A 2,637-nucleotide genomic window follows, 5' to 3' on the forward strand; every position below is an offset into this window, starting at 1 on the left:
TAAGTACCTAAGCAAAATTAATTACACATATCTAACCCCCCCCTTGCCTTTTGCCTTTTGCCTTTTGCCTTTCTTCACTAGGAAATTTATTTTGCACGACTACTTAGGATTGAGGGTGATAGAGAAAAATTCGGGGTAAGGGCGAAGCATTCGGATAATAAATCTACGGTTTCAGCGATAGGTTATTGCCCGAATGCTTCGCCCCTACTGTTTTCTGTTTCTACATCTGGGACTTTTGTTAAAACTCCCTCATATTTTTCTTTGTTATCTCCATTCAAACTAGGCAAGTTTTCAACAACATTCTTCCCCTCTTTATCAACTGTTACAGCTAGTTTTAATCCCAAAGCCTTCAGCCAAAGCCCTAAATTATAAATTCCTATTCCTGCTGGCATTGTTAATAATTTATCGAGAAATTGCTCATAAATTTTAATTTGTTCTGCGGTTAAATGAGAATCCCCAAGAGCTTCCAGAACATTCCTCAAAGCCATTTTCAGTAATTCGGGATCGAATTCAAACTCGTCTTCTTCTAAGTGAGTTTCGAGATAAAGAGCCGCATAGTTTGGATCTTTAAGATTGTCCAGCAAAAAAGGGTGGTAGCTAATACTTTTAGACATAATTTTAACTCCGATAATCTCTCCAGTATTCTTGGGCTTGGCGAATATCTTTAATTTGACTGCTTTTATCACCTCCACACAGTAGCAACACGATGGTTGTCCCTACTTGTCCGAAATAGATGCGATAACCTGGACCATAGTCTATTCTTAATTCAAAAACACCTCCTCCTACCGAACGGTAATCGCCTAAATTGCCCATCCTCACTCGGTCAAGTCTTTTACTGATGATAGTTTGAGTTTTAGACACTCGGATAGAATCAAACCAATTATCAAAAGGAATTTGACCATCGGCTGTTACATAACGCTCAATTTCTCTTGGTTGCGTTGCCATGAATTAACTCTAGCACATTAGTTTCCTCGCCAATGCTTAACATTTTCCGTTCGTATTTCCTAATAAAAGAAGCTTTTATTATCTCTTGCGCCAATTACCAGTTTTCTCGGCGATGGCAAGGATTGACTCCGCACTCCTTGCTGTACCATCCACTTACCGAGTGCTAGATTTATGAAGGCTTCCTGCACTTTATCTCCCAGCTTACGCCAAAGGGGTAAGGCTGTTTCCCATTTGGTTATTGCCTGTTGATAGGATTCGGCTGTCCCTTGTTGGAATAGTTGCATCCCCTCGTTAAAAAGTTGTTGCGCTTGGGTGCGGGTATCGGTTTGGGCGATGGTTGTTTGGGCGCTTGCTACTTCTGCCGCCATCACCAGGGGAGATAACCCTCCAGAAAGCAACACAGTACCAGCAATCAGAAGTTTGGAGAAAGAAGCCATAGTCTTATCGAAAATTTGGGTTAGAACCCCGTCCTTTAGGACGGCTTTCAGCTACAATGGAAAAAGCGATAACCAAGCTAAAAACTGAACCTTGACCACAGATAGTAGGGGGTTTCGTTCAGAAAAGACTTCAAATTCGGCCTTGAACGAGTAAAACTTTCTAGGAAATAAGGTTGAACATGAGATTTTTTCGACTTGTTCAAAGTGGCCGGAGGGCATTCGGACACTCAAAACGGACGTGGAGAAAGAGTCAGACTTAAGCAATTAAGCGTTTTTCGGTGAAGCGTCAACCCCGTTCAGCGACCACCCTTAAAAAGTGGCGTGGTGAGGAATCGCCGTCCGTTTTACGGCGGCGAGGATGTCAATCTTTCCCGAAGGAAGTAGAGGAGTAATTCTTGTAATGCTTTACAGTTGAGTTTGTCTCTCCGCAGCATCTCGCTTTTATTGCTGGGTTTCTTGACTTCCAATATTACCCCCACGGAATCCCGCGACTCTTTCCCATTATGGATGACTAAATCATTCCTTCCCTTGGTGTTGATGAAATGTTGGGGACTATAGTAGCTGTGTTTGAGAAAGTCTGCAAGCAGGTTTTTGTGGAACTCCTCCGATTCTGTCTCGTTTATACTCCCCAAAAGTTGTTCTAGGTGGGTTTGAAACTTCTCCACCTGACTACGATTCGGTTTGACTCTCAGGAATGCTTTGTTTAATGCTTGTCGGGGAGAGAAAATTTCAGTCTTCATACCTTATATCCCTATTCCTACCCATCCCGATTTTTGAGGCTATTTTTTTCTCTCTTATCTTCCCTCAAAAACCCTATATATATTTGCGCACGGATTCCCATTATACATAAAGTATAAAGCAAGTCTCGCCATTTGTCAAGGGTTTTGAGAAAATCTCCCCACTTCCCAAGATGTGAGGGAAATTGCCAGTAAGTTTGCAGGGGTAGAAAGGTTAAAGGAAGCGGTCGCAACGCGCTCGCTACGCGAGACCGAGCAGTTACAATTATTGTTATATTCAGCTTAATCTTATTTTACTAAATAGCCAAAAACTAAAATGAGATTCCTATTTATTGTCCTGACAAGGAGATGAATAAATGAATAACTTTTCTGATAAACCCCATCGTCGTTCCTTAAGATTATCTCACTATGATTATTCTCAATCGGCTGCATATTTTGTGACAATCTGTATTAAAAATAGTGAAAATTTATTAGGGGACATACAAGATAACGTCATGAATCTTAATCAATTTGGTCAA

At 41.2% G+C, this 2,637-nt stretch carries 3 protein-coding genes and 1 pseudogene; all 4 read right to left on the minus strand.

Annotated features, from left to right (window positions below; translation table 11 throughout):
* Nucleotides 1-182: 182 nt before the first annotated feature.
* Complete coding sequence (locus PX636_RS12205; protein WP_061430234.1) at nucleotides 183-614, minus strand: helix-turn-helix domain-containing transcriptional regulator; 432 nt, start codon at nucleotides 612-614, stop codon at nucleotides 183-185.
* A gap of 4 nt (nucleotides 615-618) precedes the next feature.
* Nucleotides 619-945 (minus strand): type II toxin-antitoxin system RelE/ParE family toxin, encoded by a 327-nt coding sequence (locus PX636_RS12210; RefSeq protein WP_272078089.1) that lies wholly within the window; start codon nucleotides 943-945, stop codon nucleotides 619-621.
* A gap of 59 nt (nucleotides 946-1,004) precedes the next feature.
* Nucleotides 1,005-1,382 carry a hypothetical protein gene (locus PX636_RS12215; protein ID WP_149985926.1) on the minus strand — a complete coding sequence of 126 codons (378 nt, stop codon included), beginning with the start codon at nucleotides 1,380-1,382 and terminating at the stop codon, nucleotides 1,005-1,007.
* Nucleotides 1,383-1,741: 359 nt separating this feature from the next.
* Nucleotides 1,742-2,122, minus strand: a pseudogene (locus PX636_RS12220) (DUF7149 domain-containing protein); the annotation flags it as partial.
* Nucleotides 2,123-2,637 lie beyond the last annotated feature (515 nt).

The organism is Microcystis sp. M53598_WE2, from assembly GCF_030067735.1.
GTDB lineage: Bacteria > Cyanobacteriota > Cyanobacteriia > Cyanobacteriales > Microcystaceae > Microcystis > Microcystis aeruginosa.